This is a genomic window from Kitasatospora sp. SolWspMP-SS2h (assembly GCF_003259315.1).
Classification (GTDB): domain Bacteria; phylum Actinomycetota; class Actinomycetes; order Streptomycetales; family Streptomycetaceae; genus Kitasatospora; species Kitasatospora fiedleri.
In genome coordinates this window covers 149,001-165,468 of sequence record NZ_QLLT01000007.1, presented here as the reverse complement: position 1 = coordinate 165,468, position 16,468 = coordinate 149,001, and the positions used below count along the sequence as shown (strand labels likewise).

Sequence of the window (16,468 nt, the reverse complement as noted above, 5' to 3'; positions counted from 1 at the left end):
GGGGCCAAATGGGGGGCGCGGACGGGAGCGCGAGCGGCGGCCTGGACGGGGACGGCCGGGGGTCGGGCGGGTCCCGTCAGCCCGTCATCGCCTCCAGCAGGCTCTCCTGCATCGCGCCCAGCCACAGGTAGGCGATCACCAGCGGCTTGCGCGGGTCGGAGTCGGGCAGCCGGTACAGGCCCTCGTCCTCCTCCTCGGAGACCTCCAGCCGGGCGCCCAGGGTCAGCCGCAGGTCGTTCAGCGCGCCCAGCCAGCGCGGGAAGTCGTCCGGCTCGACCTCCAGCACCCCGCCCGCGCCGCCCAGCCCGTCCAGCGCCCGGACCACCGCCAGCGCGTCGTCGCGCTTGCGGGCCCGCAGGTCCAGCTCGGTGTAGCGGCGGAACTCGGCGGCCCGCTCGGCGGTCCGCGGGTCCTCGGGCGCGCCCGGCCCGCCGTACCCGTCGGGGAACAGCCGCAGCAGCGCCGGGTCCTCGGGGGCCTCGCTGGGGCCCTCCGCGAACAGCGCGGCCAGCGGGTCGCCGCCGCCGCCGGGCGGCGGCCCGATCAGCTCCAGCATCTGCACTTCCAGCGAGCGCAGGATGGACGCCTCGAACTCGTCCAGCGCGATCGCCGCGCCACCGTCGCCCGCACTCTCGAACAAACCGGCCATGGGTGTCGAATCAGTCCCTCGTGGATGGTGGGTGACGGGCCGTCAGTCGTGCTGCAGGGTGGCCCACAGGCCGTAGCCGTGCATCGCCTGCACGTCGCGTTCCATCTCCTCGCGGGTGCCGCTGGAGACCACCGCCCGCCCCTTGTGGTGCACGTCCATCATGAGCTGGTGGGCCTTGTCCTTCGGGTAGCCGAAGTAGCTCTGGAAGACGTACTGGACGTAGCTCATCAGGTTGACCGGGTCGTTGTGGACGATGGTCACCCAGGGCGTGTCCGGCTCCGTGACCGGAACCCCCTCCGTCTCCGGGCGCTCGACCTCCACCGGCGCGACACTCACAGTCCGTCTCTCCTCGTCGACCTCGGCTTCCCCCCGGCCCATGCTTCCATCCGAGGGACCCGGGAGCGAATCAGGGTGGCCCGACACGGGGACCGGAAGAGAAATCGTCACTTTGACGCTAAGTGGTAGTAGCATCATCCCCATGGACGCCATCACCGCGCACCGCAGCTCCGCGCTGCTCACCGACCGCTACGAACTGACCATGCTGCAGGCCGCGCTGCGCAGCGGTGCCGCCCACCGCCGCTCGGTCTTCGAGGTCTTCACCCGCCGCCTCCCGTCCGGCCGCCGCTACGGCGTGCTGGCCGGCACCGGCCGGGTGCTGGACGCCATCGAGGACTTCCGCTTCACCGCCCCGCAGCTCGACTGGCTGGCCGACCAGCGGGTCGTCGACGACGAGACCCTGCGATTCCTCGCCGACTACCGCTTCACCGGCAGCGTGCACGGCTACCCCGAGGGCGAGGCGTACTTCCCCGGCTCGCCGCTGCTCACCGTCGAGGGCAGCTTCGCCGAGGCGGTGATCCTGGAGACGGTGATCCTGTCGATCCTCAACCACGACTCGGCGATCGCCGCCGCCGCCTCCCGGATGACCGCCGCCGCGGGCGACCGCCCGGTGATCGAGATGGGCGCCCGGCGGGCCCACGAGCAGTCCGCGGTGGCCGCCGCCCGGGCCGCCTACCTGGCGGGCTTCTCCGCCACCTCCGACCTGGAGGCGGGCTTCACCTACGGCATCCCGACCACCGGCACCGCCGCGCACGCCTTCACCCTGCTGCACGACAGCGAGCGGGACGCCTTCACCGCGCAGATCGACTCGATGGGCCGCGACACCACCCTGCTGGTGGACACCTACGACCTCGGCGAGGCGGTCCGCACCGCCGTCGAGGTGGCGGGCCCGCAGCTGGGCGCCGTCCGGATCGACTCCGGCGACCTGACCCTGCTCGCCCACCGGGTGCGCCGCCAGCTCGACGAGCTCGGCGCCACCGCCACGAAGATCATCGTCACCTCCGACCTGGACGAGTGCGCCATCGCCGCGCTCGCCGCCGCCCCGGTCGACGGCTACGGCGTCGGCACCAGCCTGGTCACCGGCAGCGGCCACCCGACCTGCGCGATGGTCTACAAGCTGGTCGCCCGCGAGTCGGTGCCCGGCGGCGAGCTCGTCCCGGTCGCCAAGCGCTCGGCCGGCGGCAAGACCAGCGTCGGCGGCCGCAAGTGGGCCGCCCGCCGCCCCGACCGGGACGGCGTCGCCGAGGCCGAGGTGGTCGGCACCGGCCCCGTCCCGGCCGAGCTGGAGCCGCACCTGCTGCACGTCCCGCTGATCACCGACGGCGAGGTGGTCGGCCGGGAGCCGCTGGACGCCGCCCGGGACCGCCACCGCCGGGCCCGCGCCGCGCTGCCGCTGTCGGCGACCCAGCTCTCCCGCGGTGAGCCGGTGCTCACCACCGAGCGGCAGGCCGACTGAACCGCTGGACGCGGACCCGGGCGGGGCGGGGCACGCTCGGACGCGAGGGGGGCGGGCGCGGACGCGGCTTTGCCCGGCTTTGCCCCGCAGCGATCCCGCAGCGGCGCCCCGGCGGCACCCCGGCCCTTTCGCGCCCGCCCCGCACTGCCTAGAGTGCCAACCGCTGTACCGTCCGGGCCCGCCCGGGCCACCCCGACGCCACCGCGGCCGAGACCCCCGGGCTCCGGGCCGCACCCCAGCTCGCCACGAGCCAACGAGAGAAGAGCCAGCCATGCACCGGGCCCTGATCGTCGTCGACGTGCAGAACGACTTCTGCGAGGGCGGCAGCCTTCCCGTCGCCGGCGGGGCCGAGGTCGCGGCCGCGATCACCGACCTGATCGCCGAGTCCGCCCCCGGCTACGCCCACATCGTCGCCACCCGCGACCACCACATCGACCCGGGGCCGCACTTCGCCGCCGAGCCCGACTACGTCCGCTCCTGGCCGGTGCACTGCGTGGCCGGCACCGAGGGCGTCGGCTTCCACCCCAACTTCGCCCCCTCGGTGACCTCGGGCGCGGTCGAGGCGGTCTTCTCCAAGGGTGCGCACGCCGCCGCGTACAGCGGCTTCGAGGGCTTCGACGAGCACGGCGGCACCCTCACCGACTGGCTGAACGAGCGCGGCGTCACCGACGTCGACGTGGTCGGCATCGCCACCGACCACTGCGTCCGCGCCACCGCCCTGGACGCCGCCCGCGAAGGCTTCGCCACCCGCGTCCTGCTCGACCTGACGGCCGGCGTCGCCGCCGCCACCACCGCCGAGGCGCTGGAGGAACTGCGCTCCGCCGGGGTCGAGCTGGCCGGCACACCGGTCGTCCGCACCTGACGTACCGTCAATCCCGTTGTCTCCACGGCGGGTTCACCGCTCGCTGACCACCAGCTCCACCACGTCCTCGCCGCCGGTCCCGTACGCCTGCGCCAACTCGTCGCCGACCGCGTCCCGTTCGGCGGCGAGGCGGGCGGAGCCGACGTACACCACCCGCACGCCCAGGTACTCCATCCGGTGCTGGCCGCCGCGCACCCAGGCCGCCTCGCCCTCGCTGACGCAGCGCAGCTCGGAGTCGACCTCCACCGCCACCGCGGCCTCGGGCCAGTACAGGTCCGGCACCGCGATGTAGGTGCCGCCGCGCATCCGCAGCTCGGGGCCGGGCAGCGGCAGCGGCAGGCCGCGCTCCACCGCCAGGGCCACCAGCTCGGTGAACGCGGCCTCCCGGCGCGCCGCCAGCAGTTCGTCCACCGCCGCCCGCACCCGGGGCGCCTCCAGCAGCCGCGCCTCGGCCAGTTCGGCCAGCAGCTCCGCCACCGTGCAGCCGCCGCGCGCCAGCAGTGCCTCGCGCAGCAGCGCCCGCAGCAGCCCCGGGCCGACCCGGCCGGAGTCGAACGCGCCCTGCTCGGCCCACTCGCTGATCGCGTCCGCCACCGCCCGGGCCACCGGGGCGACCGCCAGCCCGTGCACCGAACGGGCCTCCAGCTCCCGCTCGGTGCGCCGGATCCGCACCTGCCCGGCGTCCCGCAGCCGGCGCTGCCGGGGCACCAGCACCTCCACCCCGAGTACCGCGGGTAGCCGCGGCACCGACACGAACCCGTACAGCGCCAGCGCCGCCGCGCCGGTGATCACCGCGCCCTCGCGGGTGCCGTCCCCGGCCGGGCCGTTCTGCGCCGCGTACAGTAGTGCCGCCCACATCCGCTGCTCGGGCGTCGGCGCGCCGTCCTGCAGCAGGTAGACCCGCGGCAGCAGCCGCTGCCACGGCCCGCCGCTGCGGCAGTGCTCGCTCACCATGCGGGCCGGGACGCCGCGGGCGCGGAGCTGACTGGCCGTCACCACGTTCTGCTGGCGCCGGGCGAGTTCTTCGAGGGAGGCGGGCTGCTGCGGAATCCGGTAGCTCATGCCGTCCACGTTCCCCCTCGGCTCCGACACCCGACGCCCGACCTGGCGACCTGTTACGCAACCGTCGTCAAACCGGGACTGCTCCGCACTAAAGTCCCCATACCCTCACCCATTCGGCGTATCGGGTGTTCACTCCGTTGCCGTAATAGATCGGACTTGTTTTCTACTATCCGATTTTCATCGGATCGACACAGCATTGCGATCCGATCGAGTCCGCGCCGCCGACCTGCGCGATCTGACCGGAAGTGACCGATCACACGCGCAACGTCACACCCGCTGGCGTCGGCGGCCGTCACGAATTGCCTACCATCGGGCACATGCCCCGCGACGACTCATCAGCCCAGCGCGCCGCCCGACTACGCCTCGGCCGCCTGCCCGGCTACGTCCGCCAACCCGACCCCGCCAGACGCGGCGGAGAGGACGGCCGTACGTACAAGAAGGGTTGGGAAGTCCGTTTCACGGCGCGCAGCGAAGAGGAGATAACCGAGATCCGCGAGCTGGTGACCGCCGCCGGATTCGCCCCCGCCCGGCCCTTCTTCAAGGGCCACCAGCTCATCCAGCCGGTCTACGGCATCGCCGCCGTGCAGGCCTACCTGGCCGCCCGGGAGAGCGTCGAGGCCGCCGAGACCACCGTCCGGACCGACCGCCGCACCGCCGGCATCCCCGAGCAGATCCGCCGCGACCCCGACAGCGTGGCCGCCGCGGTGCGGGCCGCCGAGAGCGCCGCGGCCGAGGCCGCCGCCGGAGCGGCGGCGCGGGCGGGCGGGAGCGCGGGCGGAGCCGGTGCAGGAGCCCTCGACGGAGGAGCCGTCGGCGGGGCCGCGGACGGGTCCGCCGCCGGAGCGGGCGGGGACGCGGTGCGCACCGGCGAGGCCGCCGGGCGGACGGGCAGTGAAGCGGCGGCGCGGACCGCCGGGAGTGCGGGCGCCACCGTCCGGTTCGGCGGGGCCTCCGCCACCCGGTCGGCGCACGAGAGCTGAGCCCCGGGCCGGACCAGGGAACGTGACGGTCCGGCCCGCGGACGTGAAGACCGGCCCGCAGACGCGGCAGGCGCGAAGGCCGTGAAGGGCCCGCGAGCGGGCCCGGGCAACCCCTGAGGCCCCCGGGGTCGCCGAAGCCCTCCGCAGGCCCTAATGGACCTACTGGAAGGCTTCCTGACGGCACGTCAGCTACGGCGCTCGGCTTGCGGCTCCCCGCTCCGGCCTCCGACGCCCGGACGCGGTCAGCGCGCCCCGGCCGGGACGTGGTCGACGTGCACGGTCACGGCCAGCAGCCGGGGGACGGCCCGGATCAGGGCCCGTTCGGCGTCCTCCGCCACCCGGTGGCCGGCCACCACCGTCAGCGCGCCGTCGACCACCACCTCCGCCTCGGCGCGCAGCGCGTGCCCGACCCAGCGCATCCGCACCGCGCCGACCCCGCGCACCCCGTCCACGCCCGCGAGTTCGCGCTCCGCCGCGTCCAGCAGCGCCGGGTCGACGGCGTCCATCAGCCGTCGGCCCACCTCGCGCACCGTGCCGCGCAGCACGCCCAGGATCGCCACCGTGATCAGCAGCCCCACCACCGGGTCCGCGTACCGCCAGCCCAGCGCGCCGCCCCCGGCGCCCAGCAGCACCGCCAGCGAGGTCAGCCCGTCGGTGCGGGCGTGCAGGCCGTCCGCGACCAGCGCCGCCGAACCGATCCGGCGGCCGGTGGCGATCCGGTAGCGGGCCACCCACTCGTTGCCGACGCACCCCGCGAGGGCCGCGGCGGCCACCGCCCACAGGTGCCCGACCGGCTCCGGGTGCAGCAGCCGCTCCACCGCCGTCCACCCCGCCACCAGCGAGGACGCCGCCACCGCCAGCACCACCGCGACGCCCGCCAGGTCCTCGGCCCGCCCGTACCCGTACGTGTAGCTGCGGTTCGCCGCCCGCCGCCCCAGCAGGAACGCCACGCCCAGCGGGACGGCGGTCAGCGCGTCCGCGACGTTGTGCACGGTGTCGCCGAGCAGCGCCACCGAACCCGACAGCGCCGCGATCACCGCCTGCGCGGCGGCCGTCGCGCCCAGCACCAGCAGCGAGACCCAGAGCGTGCGCAGGCCCTCGGCGGAGGACTCCATCGCCGCGTCGACCCGGTCGGCGGCGTCGTGCGAGTGCGGGCGCAGCAGGTGGGCCAGGCGGTGCCGCAGGCGGGCGCGGGCGTGGCCGTGGCCGTGCTGGTGGCCGTGGCCGTGCTGGTGGCCGTGGCCGTGCTGGTGGCCGTGGCCGTGCTGGTGGCCGTGGCCGTGCTGGTGGCCGTGGCCGTGCTGGTGGCCGTGGCCGTGCTGGTGGCCGTGGCCGTGCTGGTGGCTGCGGTCGTGCTGGTGGCTGCGGTCGTGATCGTGATCGTGATCGTGATCGCGTTGATCGTGCGGGTGAGGGTGGTGGCGCTCGGCGTGGTCGGGGGGCGCGTGGCCGTGGGACGCGCTCCGGCGGGTGGGGAGGATTTCCGGGCCCCGGACGGTGCCGCCGTGCGGGTGAGGGTGGTCGTGGGGCTCGTGACCGGGGCGGTCCGGCCGGTCCGGTGTGTGATGGTGGTCATGCCCGTGACTCGGGATTCGCCCGTGAAGGTGAGACCGGTCACCGATTTCGCGTTCACCCATAGGGCCTACGGTGGCACACCAACTGGCTTGCAGCCACTGCCGATGTACCACCTCTGACCAGGTGCGATGCCCTCGCAACTGCACCGGACGGGCGACGTCTGCTGACGGGCCGTCACACAACGACCCGAATCCGACCCGACCCCGGGCATCTCAGCAGACTTGTCACCCGCAGCACCCGCCCGAGGGCCTAGAGTGAGCGCTGACGCTCCCGTCCGGACCCAGATCGAGAGGCAGCTGATGTGACTGAACGTCATGTCCCGGCCGCAGACTCGGCATCTGCTGATCGGTCCGCCGAACTTCCGTACGTGTCCGTCGAGTTCGCCGCCTTCTGCGAGCTGCACGAGCCGCGCTACCGGAGCTACGCCCGGGTCTGGTTCCAGGAGCCCGGCGCCGCCCACCGGGTGGTCCGGCTGGCCCTGCACGCGATCGCCGCGGTGTGGCCGGCCGTCCTGGAGAGCCCCAACCCGGCCGCCGCGGCCTGGCAGATCCTCCGCGAGACGGTCACCGAGCAGCACGGCACCGCCGTGGCGGCCGGAGCCGCCGGGATCGCCGGGACTGCCGGACTGCGGCCCGACGTGGAGGGCGACGAGGACCTGGCGATCCTGCACTACGTGGTCGGCCTGGCCACGCCCGAGATCGCGGACGTGATGGGCGGCGACACCGCCAGCATCACCAGCCAGCTCCGCCAGACCCACCGCCGGCGCACCACCGACTGGTGATCCCGCGGGGCCACCGAGCAGCCGAGCCGCCGAGTCCGATCGGGTCCGTCCGGCGTCCCGGCCGCCCGGCTCCGCGCACACCTCGTCGACGGCGCCGACAGGGCGTGCGGGGCGGCACGCACGCCTCCGGACCGTTCCGCCCGCCCGTGGCGCACCCCCGCGAACCGGGCGCGCCCGCCCAGGCCGATCGCGCTCGATCGCACCCGGAGGACCGGTGATCGACATCACGGCCGGTCGCCCTACCCCCGCGGAGCGGGTCGGCGAAGGATGGGGCCGTTCGATCACGCCCGGCGCCCGCACTCGACACCCGCACCCGTACCCGACCCACGTGCCCGGCGCCCCGTGCGCGGCGCCCCGGACCCAGACGGAGACCCCGGATGTCCTTCGACCACGCCGTGGCCATGTTCCGCCACCAGGCGGACTCCTGCGCCGAGTTGGGCTCCCCGCTGTCCGCCGCGCTGCTGCGCCGGGCCACCGGCGACCTGGCCGCCGGCGGGCCGTGCGCGGAGGCGATCGCCGGGCACGAGGACGCCCCCGGCCCGAACGCCATCGCCCTGCGGCTGCTCGGCGCCGTCCACGCCCTGGTGCTGTCCGGCCGGGCCCCCGATCTCGCCGCGCACTACCCCGACGCGGGCGGCCACTTCGACCCCGCCGACCCGGACGCCCCCTGGCCGGCCTTCCGCGCCGCCGTCGCCGCCCACCTGCCGTTCGTCCGCGAGTGGCTCACCCGCCCGCCGCAGACCAACGAGGTCGGCCGGTCCAACCTGCTGCTCACCGGCCTCGCCTGGGCCCAGCGACAGCTCGCCGACGCCGCCGGTGCCACCGCCACCGCGCCCCCGTTCCCGCTCCCCGTCCGGCTGTACGAGCTGGGCTCCAGCGCGGGCCTCAACCTCCTTGCCGAGCAGTTCCGTTGCGTCTCGGAGGGCTTCTCGTACGGGCCGCCGGACTCCCCCGTCGTCCTCGCCGACGCCTGGCGCGGCGAGCCGCCCGCCTGGCTGCGCGACGCCCCGCTCCAGCGGGTGACGGAGCGGCGCGGCTGCGACCCGACGCCGATCGACCCGCGCTCCGCCGACGGCGCCCTGGCCCTGCGCTCCTACCTCTGGGCCGACCAACTCCCGCGCGCACGGCGGCTGAACGGCGCACTCGCCCTCGCCGCCCGGACGCCCACCCCGGTCGAGACGGTCGGCGCGGCCGTGTTCCTGCGCGGCCTCGAAACGGTGCCGGGTGCGCTGACCGTGGTCTGGCACTCGGTCATGCGGCAGTACGTGCCCGCCGACGAATGGCGTTCCGTGGAAGGCGAGTTGGCGCGGCTCGCGGCCGCCTCGACCCCGTCCGCACCCTTCCTCCACCTCGCCTTCGAGCCCCGCCGGGTCGGCACCGGGCACCGTTTCCTGCTCACCGCCCGACTCAGCTCCGGCCCCGGCCCCACGATCACCACGACGCTCGCCGAGTCCGTACCGCACGGCCTGCCCGCGTGGACGCCGGCACCGGACGACCCGGCCCTCCGACAGTCGGACTGACGGGTGATCAGATTCCCTGCTGCTCGCCGGTGACGTCGTACCGGTGGTGGTGCACGTCGTGGAGGACGTAGCGGCCGAGGGACGCCACGGTGAACCGGGCGCCGTCGCTGCGCTCGCCGGTGCGCTCCCGGCCGGCGTCCGGCACCTCTTCGTAGGCGCGCGCCAGCAGCTCGGCCGCCACCCCGACCTCGGCAGCCACCGCGGCCGGGTCCTGCTCCCGGTAGCGGTCCTCGACGGCGGTGGCGTCCTGGTCCCAGTCGGGGAACACCGGGTCGTCCTCGGTCAGCATCAGCCGCAGCCGCCCCTCGATCGTCCGGAACACGTCCCGCACGTGGCAGGCGTACTCGAGCGGCGACCACACCTCCGGCGCCGGCCGCTCCCGCAGCCCCCTCCCGTCCCCGCCCTCGCCGTCGGCCAGCAGCTCGGACCAGAACCGCCCGTTGCCCCGGATCAGGCCCGGTACCGCCTCGAAGGGGATCGCCGAAGTGTCCAACCCGCATTCGGCGCAAGGACGTTCGAGGACCCAGGTCCAGTCCTTGGTGTCAGGAGTGATCATGCCCCCAGGATGGCCGCCCGGACGGCCGCCCGACCAGCAGCAGGAATGCCACCGCCCGTCGAGATCCCGCCAAACCCGCCGCTCAGCCCCCCCCCAGCGACGCCGCCTCCGTCCCGGTCAGCTCCGCCATCGACTCCAGGTGCCGCCGGGGCAGCAGCACCAGCCGCCCCGGCAGCGCGCAATCCACCGCGTGCACCACCCGCCCGTGCTCGTCCACCGCGATCCGCCGGTACCCCGGCAACCGCTCGAACTCAGCCTCCCGCACGCACGCGTCACACCCCACCCCTCACCCGGCCGATCCCCCTCCGCTCAGCCCTGCCCCGTCACGTTGACCCGGCAGACCGAGGAGGTCGGCACCAACCCCGGCAGCAGCCCGTCCAACAACCGCGCACACACCTCCTGCTGCTGCTCGTCCCGCACCCCCTCGGCCCCCGCCGTTCCCGAAGCCCCCACCACTCCCGCCACCGCCACGGCCAACCCCGCCAGCGCACACTTCCACCGCACCACAGCAACCGCCTCCGGACATCCGACGACACAGTCCCCTCTCCCTACCCAGCCGCCCCCACCCCCCACGCCCCCGCTCCCCCATCCGTGGGCGTGTCGCCCCCGCCCACGCCAACGGCCCCCCGCCGGCCACCGGGCACCCGCCCCGTGACCCCCGCGAGGGGCCGTTCCTCCTGCGCTCCCGCCCACTCAACTCCGGTACGGATTACCCCCGGCCGGCGGCTGCTGCTGCGGATACCCCGGCTGCCCGGCTTGCTGCTGCGGCGGGTACCCCGGCTGCCCCGTCTGCTGCGGCGGCGGATACCCGTACCCGGCCGGCTGCTGCTGCGGCGCCTGCTGCTGGTACCCGTACCCCGGACCACCGGGACCGCCGGGCGCGCCCGGACCGCCCGGGCCCCCGGGGCCGCCACCGTTGCCACCGCTGTTCTTCGAACGACGCACGAGCACCACGACCACCACGATCACGATCACGGCGAGCACACCGCCACCGACCGCGACCAGCATCCCCGTGTTGCTCTTCTTGTCACCCGCGTCACCGCTCGCCTGCGGAGTCGCCGAATTCCCGGCACCGGCCGAAGGCGCCTTCGAAGCCGGGGACGCCGGCGCGGACGACTTGCCACCCGTCCCGCTGTAGTCCGGCTCCGCCCGGCCCAGCAGCGGGTTCTCCTTCGGCCCGTTGTCCACCGCCGGGTTCGCCGCCAGCGCCCCGGACGGGGACGCGATGCCGTACCCGTACTTGTCGTTCGGGAACGAGCCCTGGCCGTCGGGCTTGAAGGCACCCTTGGTGATCCGGTTGATGACCTGACCCGCCGACAGGTTCGGGTACTTCGACCGCACCAGCGCCGCGATCCCCGACACGATGGCCGCGGATTCGGACGTACCGGAAGCCGTCGTGTACCCCTGCTTGAGGTCGGCCCGGTGGATGCCGTCGGCCGGAGCCGCCAGGGTCACCTGCGGGCCGGTGGTCGACTTCGGCCAGATGCTTCCGTCCTCCGCGACGCCCGACACCACCACCACCCCCGGGAAGCCCGCCGGGTAGTCGATCGGCAAGCCGGCGTGGTTCCCGGAGGCCGACACCAGGACGACGTCCTTCTGGATGGCGTACTCGATGGCCCCCCGGTATCCGCTGTCGCTCGGATTCCCGCCGTAGAAGGACATGTTGATGACCTTGGCACCGTGGTCGACGGCGAACCGGATCCCCGCGCCGAAGTCCACGTTGTCGACCGAGCTGCCCAGGTCGTCGCTGAAGTCGAACTTCACCGGGAGGATCTTCGCCTTGGGCGCGATGCCCATGACGCCGGCGTTGTCGCCGTGCCCGTGCGCGGCGATGTCGGAGGCCATCGCCGTACCGTGGCCGTCGCTGTCGGTCCGGCCGTCCCCGCCCTTGCCGGTGAGGTCGAGACCGGGGAGGACCTGTCCGGCCAGATCCGGGTGACCGGCGTCGACGCCGCTGTCGATGACCGCGACGATGACCTGGTCGCCCTGGCTGACCGGCCAGACGTCGCCGGCCATGCCGTACTTGTCCAGCACCCACTGCTGCTGGCGGTCCTGGTCCGCCGCCGCCGGGCCGGCGCTCACGCCCCACAGCAGGGCTCCCGCAGCGAGCGCGGCCAGACCGCGCACGGTTCGGCTGGTCGTCAAGCCTCGTCACCCCTCGTTGAGCGGCCGCCCCGCAGACCCTCGAGTCTGCAGGGCGGCCAGGTAATGTCCGACTGTTCTACTGACCGAACGTCATTCCACCACGTTCGGATTGGCGTTTCCCCCGGAGGCCCAGGTCTCCTCGTCCTCCACCAGGTAGTCCGGGCGTTCCGAGGTGCCCTTCTTGGCGCGCTTGCTCGACTGGCCGTGACCGGCCGTGCCGGCGCCGTGCCCGGCCGCGCCGCCCTGGCCCGTGCCACCGGCGTGACCGGCGCCGGCGGCTCCGGCGCCCTGGCCGAGGCGGCTGCGGCCGATGCCCGACCCGCCCTCGGAGAAGGCCCGTCCGCCGGCGCCGCCGTGCGCCGCCTCGCCGACCATGCCACCGGCCCGACCCGCCAGGCTGCCGCCGGAACGGCCGCCCCGGAGGCCCGTGCCGCCACCGGCACCGCCCGCTCCGGCGCCACCGCCGGGACCGCCGCTGCCCACACCACCGGCCCGGCCGCCGGCACCGGCCGCACCGCCCGCTGCGGAGCCGCCCGGACCCGTGCCACCGCCGCCCAGACCGTTGGAACCGAACGTTCCGGCCTTGGACACGCTGTTGCCGCTGAACCCGGCACGGGCACCGATGCCGGTGCCACCGGCCAGGGTCCCGCCGCCACCGCCGATCAGCCCGCCGGCGGCACCACCGCCGCCGAGGCCGCCACCGCCGCCACCGGTTCCGGGCGCACCGCCGGACACGGTGGGGCCGCCGATCGTCGTGGTGCCGCCGCCGCGGACACCACCGGTACCGCCGTGGATGCCGTCGATACCCGTGCCCGGGCCCTTCGGCTGCGGAAGGGCGTTGGCCGTTCCACCGGAGATGCCCGCGTCCGTCGGACGGACCACCGCGGGCTTGACCTGCGGTGCCTGCGGCGCCCGGCTGCTCGACGTGCTCTTGAGCGAGGTCTGCGACCCGGAGGAGGAGGAACCGCTCACTCGTCCGGTGCTCTGGGAGATACCGGCCCCGACACCGGCGATCGCCGCGATGAATCCCGATGCGCCGCCGTCACTCGGGGGGGCTACCTGATTGTCCTTCGAGTTGTCGTCGAGTCCGGTCCTGAGGCTGCCCAGCCGGCTGCTGGCCGTGCTGTACTTGGCCGCCAGCACCTGCATCACGCCGACCGCCTCCTCCTTGCGGGTGTCGGCGATGCCCTGCCGGGCGTCGGCGTCGTCGTCCCCGACGGACTGCTTGGCGGCGTCGCTGATCCCGTCGCCCACCTTGTCCCAGAAGCCCGGCTCCTCGGGCATCGCGGCCTTGGCCTCGTCGATCGACGCGGACAGCGTCTGCAGCGCGGTGGCGGTGTAGTTCACGTGCTCGGCCGTGGCGCTGACCTTCGCGGCGAGCTGGGTCATGTGCGCGTGGAAGGCGTCGCTGGTGCTGCCCTGCCAGGTGCTGGTGGCGTCACCGGTGGCGGTGGTCAGCGCCGAGTGGATCTGGGTCAGCGTCTCGTGGGCCCGCCGCCACGGATCGGCCGCGGCCATGACCGAACCGGAGTCCAACGAATGGACCATGGAGATCAGTTCGGCATGGCTGTGAACGGAGAAGTCGGTGCTCCCCGAGCCACCGCCCTGGTCCATCATCCTCACTGTGCACCCTCCAGCCCGTTGTCCGTGTCCTTGGTCTTCAGCACCGTCACCACTGTGGCTTCACCGTGTTCGTCGACTGGGCCGACGTGGTGGTCCCAGCCTTCCTCGCGTCCAGTTCGGACTGGCTCCAGGTCGTGGTCCACCCGTCCTTCGACAGGGTCATGTTCTTGCGGGTGTCCTGCTCGTGTTCCTCGTAGTTCGTCGCCGTGTGGTCCGCGTTCCGCTGGGCCAGGTCGATGGCGCTCTGGATATCGGCCAGGAGGGTGCTCAGCCGAAGGCGCAACGCGTCGTACTGCGTGTACAGACCCTGCGCCTCGGCGAAACTCCCGAACGCCGCCGACCCGACACCACTCGGGCCGTACACCGCGCCAGTACCCGCACCACTCTCGAACTCACTCAGCAGACCGCGCACTTGGGCCGCGAACGCCCGCAGGCTGTCGACCTCGACTTCGAAGCCCTTACCGCTGGTGCTCATGTGTCTCGTACCTCCCCCGTACCTGCTGCCCCGCGCGACTGCCGCTCGACCGCCTGGGGCCTGAAAGAAAGTTGGCTCCAACCTCTATGTCTAACACATGGAACGGGCCGTCAACACGCCCCCTGGTGGGTGCGGGTGGGGTCAGGTCGCGGCGAGGGCCCGGCGGCAGAGGGAGTCGGCTCGGCGGGTGGTTTCGGGGAGGCGGTAGGAGGGGGTGAGAGCGAGGGTGACGGCGGTGGCTTCGTCGAGGCCGATGCGGTGGCCGACGGAGAGGAAGACGGGTTTGACGCCCTGGCGGGTGCGCAGGGCGCGGCCGACGGTTTCGGGGCCGTCGAGGAGGGGGGTCCAGGCGCCGCGGTGGTCGTCGGGGGGCCGGTGGGTGAAGGTGAAGGGGTTCTTGGCGATGCCGAGGGTGGGGAGGCCGGTGTGGACGCCGAGGTGGCTGGCGAGGCCGAGGCGGCGGGGGTGGGCCAGGCCGTAGCCGTCGCAGACGACGAGGGCGGGGGTGCGGGTGAGGCGGGAGAGGGCGTCGAGGACGGCGGGGAGTTCGCGGAAGGCGAGCAGGCCGGGGAGGTAGGGGAAGGCGACCCGGCCGACGGCGGTGGCCTCCTCGACGACGTCGAGGGTGGTGCAGTCGAGCAGGACGGCCGCGGCGGCGACGACGTCGCGTTCGTCGTCGTAGGCGACGTCCACGCCAGCGATCAACGTGCCCGGGCGGCGCGGGGGTTCGGGCCCTTCGGGGACGACCAGGGGGCGCAGGCGTTCCTGTTCGGCGCGGGCGGCCTCGGCGGTGGTGGGCCAGTCGGCGGGGACGGTCATGGCGGCTCCGGGGGGCGGGTTCGGGGTCGGGAACGGGCGCGGCGGGTGGTGGCGAACGGCTCCCGGCGCGTTCCGCGGTGCTCGGCGCCGCCCCGCCCGCACGTGATCTCCGCACGCCATCCCCGTACGTGATTTCCGTACGCACGTTAGCGGGCGGCCCCGGGGAGCCGTCCGGCCGGTACGGCGGCGCGCTGCCGGGGTGTGAGTCCGTGCGCCCCCCGTGCCCCGGGGCAGGTCAACTTCCGACGGTTAGCCTGTACTTACTGTTCCCGTTCCGCACCGTTCCCGTCGAGCCGGGTCCCCGCCCGCCGCTCACCCGCTGTTCCCCGTCGCTCTCCCCGCTCCGCGCGAAGGGTCGTCCGCCATGCCGCGCCCCGCCGTTCCGTCCCGTGCCGTCACCGCGTCCCGGGCTGCCGGGCTCGTGTCCGGGAGCCGTTTCAGTGCCGTGCAGTTGGGGGTCGGCACGCTGATCGCGGTGGTCGCCGCGGTGGCGCTGCTGGCCGTGTCCGGGGAGACGGGGGTGTGGCGGATCGCGGTGCTGATCGGCTTCGCCGTCGCGCTCGGGACGCTCTCGGCCGTCCTGCTCTCCCCCGCCAGCCACCGCCGTCCGCCGCAGGCGCCCGCGGCCGGGAAGGCCCCGTGGGCCGCCGAACAGCCCGCCGCGGCCGGCGCCGCCCGGCAGCCGGTGTACGCGCACCAGTCCCGCTGAACCCCCGCCGCTCCTCCGGTCCACCGGAGGCGTCCGGAGCAGAGCGGGGCAGAGCAGGGCAGGGCAGGGCAGGGCAGGGCACGTGAAGACTCCCGGGCCGGCGGCAGGTGAACGACTGCCGCGGGCCCGGGGCCCAGGGGGACGCCCGTCCGGTCGTCAGGCGGTGGAGACCACCACGGTCTTGGCCGCCTTGTCGTGGACGCACTGGCGGTAGGGCTTGTCGAAGACGCCGAACAGCCCGTCGATCGCCCACCAGAGGCCGCCGCAGCAGATCAGCGCGGGGACGATGAAGGTCGCGGCGCGGGTCCAGGCCGCCGCCGAGGTGGGGGCGGAGCCGTCGGCGAGCATCGCGACCCGGACCTTCATCAGCTTCTTGCCGAGGGTCTGGCCGTCCCGGCTGAGCATCAGGCCCTCGTAGACCAGGTACAGCGCGCAGCTGAACCAGAAGGAGCCGATCCAGCCGCTCTGCTTGTTGAAGTGCAGGAACGGCAGCAGCACCGCCACCGCGATGACCTGCACCATGACGTAGTCGACCAGCCGGGCCAGGATGCGCGCACCCCAGCCGCCGAGCGCGGGCATGCCGGGGACGGGTCCCGGGCCGGGGCCGGGCCCGCCGTAGGGCGAACCGTACGGGTCACCGGGGTCGCCGGGGCCGCCCGGGCTGCCGGGAGCACCGGGCGGGGGGCCGTAGCCGGGGGGCTGGTCGCGGTCGTAGGGGGAGCCCGGGCCGTCCGGCGCACCGTACTGGCCGCCGTAGCCGGGCGGGCTGTCGTACGGGCTGCCCGAGGACGGGGGCTGCTTGTCGAAGGAAGGCCGTCCGCCCTCCTCCGGCTCGGTTCCGGAGGGGTCGCTGGTGCTCATGGCACGAGTAGACCACCGCGAATACTACGATGTTGGGATATTCGATCCGTTTCCGACCG

Annotated in this window: 19 protein-coding genes; 7 read left to right on the top strand and 12 right to left on the bottom strand. The window is 74.4% G+C overall.

The genetic code is table 11. The features are described 5' to 3' along the window. Positions 1–76 precede the first annotated feature (76 nt). Together K353_RS10800 and clpS are read right to left on the bottom strand one after the other, a co-directional pair. Complete coding sequence (locus K353_RS10800) at positions 77–649, bottom strand: DUF2017 domain-containing protein (RefSeq protein ID WP_111553364.1); 573 nt, start codon at positions 647–649, stop codon at positions 77–79. 42 nt (positions 650–691) lie between these two features. Next, positions 692–985, bottom strand: a complete 294-nt coding sequence (gene clpS / locus K353_RS10795) for an ATP-dependent Clp protease adapter ClpS (protein WP_199528063.1) — start codon at positions 983–985, stop codon at positions 692–694. Between the two features lie 142 nt (positions 986–1,127). Between clpS and K353_RS10790 the strand changes: the two genes are divergently transcribed. After that, the gene (locus K353_RS10790) at positions 1,128–2,441 is read left to right on the top strand and encodes a nicotinate phosphoribosyltransferase (protein WP_111553363.1); all 1,314 of its coding nucleotides are present in this window, start codon (positions 1,128–1,130) and stop codon (positions 2,439–2,441) included. A gap of 271 nt (positions 2,442–2,712) precedes the next feature. Next, entirely contained in the window at positions 2,713–3,303 is a 591-nt protein-coding gene (locus tag K353_RS10785) for an isochorismatase family protein (RefSeq protein WP_111553362.1), read from the top strand. A gap of 33 nt (positions 3,304–3,336) precedes the next feature. Here K353_RS10785 and K353_RS10780 read toward each other — a convergent pair whose 3' ends face one another. After that, complete coding sequence (locus K353_RS10780) at positions 3,337–4,365, bottom strand: type IV toxin-antitoxin system AbiEi family antitoxin domain-containing protein (RefSeq protein WP_111553361.1); 1,029 nt, start codon at positions 4,363–4,365, stop codon at positions 3,337–3,339. A 317-nt stretch (positions 4,366–4,682) separates the two neighbouring features. Between K353_RS10780 and K353_RS10775 the strand changes: the two genes are divergently transcribed. After that, entirely contained in the window at positions 4,683–5,345 is a 663-nt protein-coding gene (locus K353_RS10775; RefSeq protein ID WP_146616442.1) for a hypothetical protein, read from the top strand. 242 nt (positions 5,346–5,587) lie between these two features. Here K353_RS10775 and K353_RS10770 read toward each other — a convergent pair whose 3' ends face one another. Then, positions 5,588–6,460, bottom strand: a complete 873-nt coding sequence (locus K353_RS10770; RefSeq protein WP_370447586.1) for a cation diffusion facilitator family transporter — start codon at positions 6,458–6,460, stop codon at positions 5,588–5,590. Positions 6,461–6,493: 33 nt separating this feature from the next. Here K353_RS10770 and K353_RS37150 point away from each other — a divergent pair, with 33 nt between their 5' ends. From K353_RS37150 to K353_RS10760, 3 genes are all read left to right on the top strand, one after another. Then, a complete protein-coding gene (locus tag K353_RS37150; RefSeq protein WP_370447585.1) occupies positions 6,494–7,039 on the top strand; it encodes a hypothetical protein in 546 nt (181 codons plus the stop codon). A 248-nt stretch (positions 7,040–7,287) separates the two neighbouring features. After that, positions 7,288–7,701 carry a hypothetical protein gene (locus tag K353_RS10765; RefSeq protein ID WP_111553358.1) on the top strand — a complete coding sequence of 138 codons (414 nt, stop codon included), beginning with the start codon at positions 7,288–7,290 and terminating at the stop codon, positions 7,699–7,701. A 377-nt stretch (positions 7,702–8,078) separates the two neighbouring features. Further along, positions 8,079–9,221, top strand: coding sequence for a DUF2332 domain-containing protein (locus tag K353_RS10760; protein WP_111553357.1), 1,143 nt, complete (start codon positions 8,079–8,081; stop codon positions 9,219–9,221). 7 nt (positions 9,222–9,228) lie between these two features. On the opposite strand, the gene K353_RS10755 is transcribed toward K353_RS10760, so the two are convergent. From K353_RS10755 to K353_RS10725, 7 genes are all read right to left on the bottom strand, one after another. Continuing rightward, positions 9,229–9,777: a DinB family protein gene (locus K353_RS10755; RefSeq protein WP_111553356.1), complete on the bottom strand. Its 549-nt coding sequence runs from the start codon at positions 9,775–9,777 to the stop codon at positions 9,229–9,231. A gap of 82 nt (positions 9,778–9,859) precedes the next feature. After that, on the bottom strand, positions 9,860–10,042 hold the full coding sequence (locus tag K353_RS10750; RefSeq protein WP_199528062.1) for a hypothetical protein: 183 nt from the start codon (positions 10,040–10,042) through the stop codon (positions 9,860–9,862). Between the two features lie 44 nt (positions 10,043–10,086). After that, positions 10,087–10,230: a hypothetical protein gene (locus K353_RS34295; protein ID WP_158585389.1), complete on the bottom strand. Its 144-nt coding sequence runs from the start codon at positions 10,228–10,230 to the stop codon at positions 10,087–10,089. Between the two features lie 240 nt (positions 10,231–10,470). Further along, positions 10,471–11,922 carry a S8 family serine peptidase gene (locus K353_RS33745; protein ID WP_146616441.1) on the bottom strand — a complete coding sequence of 484 codons (1,452 nt, stop codon included), beginning with the start codon at positions 11,920–11,922 and terminating at the stop codon, positions 10,471–10,473. A gap of 90 nt (positions 11,923–12,012) precedes the next feature. Then, the gene (locus tag K353_RS36500; RefSeq protein WP_158585388.1) at positions 12,013–13,536 is read right to left on the bottom strand and encodes a WXG100 family type VII secretion target; all 1,524 of its coding nucleotides are present in this window, start codon (positions 13,534–13,536) and stop codon (positions 12,013–12,015) included. Positions 13,537–13,591: 55 nt separating this feature from the next. Further along, on the bottom strand, positions 13,592–14,020 hold the full coding sequence (locus K353_RS10730) for a hypothetical protein (RefSeq protein ID WP_111553353.1): 429 nt from the start codon (positions 14,018–14,020) through the stop codon (positions 13,592–13,594). 141 nt (positions 14,021–14,161) lie between these two features. Then, on the bottom strand, positions 14,162–14,839 hold the full coding sequence (locus tag K353_RS10725; RefSeq protein ID WP_111553352.1) for an endonuclease V: 678 nt from the start codon (positions 14,837–14,839) through the stop codon (positions 14,162–14,164). Between the two features lie 445 nt (positions 14,840–15,284). Between K353_RS10725 and K353_RS10720 the strand changes: the two genes are divergently transcribed. After that, the gene (locus tag K353_RS10720) at positions 15,285–15,548 is read left to right on the top strand and encodes a hypothetical protein (RefSeq protein ID WP_111553351.1); all 264 of its coding nucleotides are present in this window, start codon (positions 15,285–15,287) and stop codon (positions 15,546–15,548) included. Positions 15,549–15,704: 156 nt separating this feature from the next. Here the strand turns inward: K353_RS10720 and K353_RS36835 are convergent, their stop codons facing one another. Then, complete coding sequence (locus K353_RS36835; protein ID WP_111553350.1) at positions 15,705–16,409, bottom strand: RDD family protein; 705 nt, start codon at positions 16,407–16,409, stop codon at positions 15,705–15,707. Positions 16,410–16,468: the final 59 nt, after the last annotated feature.